General features: G+C 42.9%; 1 pseudogene. It reads right to left on the reverse strand.

Annotated features, from left to right (window positions below):
* Window positions 1-1177 (reverse strand): annotated as a pseudogene (locus tag ACYVRA_RS06580) (hypothetical protein); the annotation flags it as partial.
* Window positions 1178-1246 lie beyond the last annotated feature (69 nt).

The following is a 1246-nucleotide window of genomic DNA, read 5'->3' on the forward strand; positions in this document are numbered from 1 at the left end:
ACTTCGCGTAAAAATAAAAAGCGTCCCAGGGGTCCATTGCGCAGAGTTTTTCATCGCGAAGAATATTTTGAATTTCGTGAAGCGCCTCTTCGCATCCGTCTTTTGACAGGCGGCTTTGGGCTAGGGAATGAAAAATTGAAATCATTCTGTTTTGAATTTCGCCGTGGGTAAAATACAGATGTTCGCATTGGGCGAATCCGCTGCGCCAATCCGCCTGTTCAGTGTAAAGAAAGTTTTCTTCCACAAAAGGATTGTTATGTGAAGATGAGAGTTCAACCGCTCTTTTATAATCACCGGCTAAATAAGCCGCTTCAATTTCAAATAAATCAGCGTCGTGATTCGCAGGTTCGGGTTTGGGGATATTTGGATTGTCAAAATAAATTCTTGAACGGTAAATCCACGCCGCCATTAGGTTTTCTTTCTCGCACGTCATACTGCCATAAGGCTCCTTTAATAAGCCGTCAAAAATATCATGGGCTTGCCTGTAATGACCAAGATCAAATTCTATCCGGCCTTCCAGAAAACGCGAGCGATCAGCCCAATCAGGACGGCCTGAGGCAAGTGATTGTTTAATCGATCTGTTCGCTAGATCGGCGGCGTGAAAAACGTCTCCGTGCAAGAATTGGGCTGCGGCGGAATAATATGCGGATAACGACATCTCATGGTAATTGCCGGCTTTTTCCGCGTTTGACAGGGCGAATCCAAGGTATTCAATTGTTTCATTCACCTGCTGTTTGGACAGGCAAACAAGCGAGAAAAGACGGTATGCCTGGGGCAGGCAAAATGAATTCTTGCTTTGCCCTAATAAAATAGCCTCTTTTGCTTTTTCAGCAGCTCCCTTCTCGTCATGCCGCCCAAAATGATAGCCGCTGTGATTAACAAGTATCTGCGTTTTAAGCACTGGAAACTGATCGTATAACATGTTTAAACTGTCCAACGGATTTTCATTAAACGTAGTTTCTATATCCTTATCATCACCCGTAATTAACGCTTTTGACGTTTTATATATATGCCGTATAGCGGCGGCTTTTGCGCCGGCCATCTGTTCAAATTGCCCGTTATTCATCGCCGTCTCTATAAGTAAAATTGTTTTATTTACAATATCAGAAGAAAATGATTTTAACAGCAACAGCTCATCAATTTGTTTTACGCCGTCAAGACTCGCGATAATTGTCAATAATCGGAAACAGGGATTTAAATTTCTTCTTGCCGCCCAGTTTAAAAGACGGTTGCGGACTATCTCTTT

It is taken from the genome of Treponema sp. R8-4-B8, assembly GCF_054786175.1.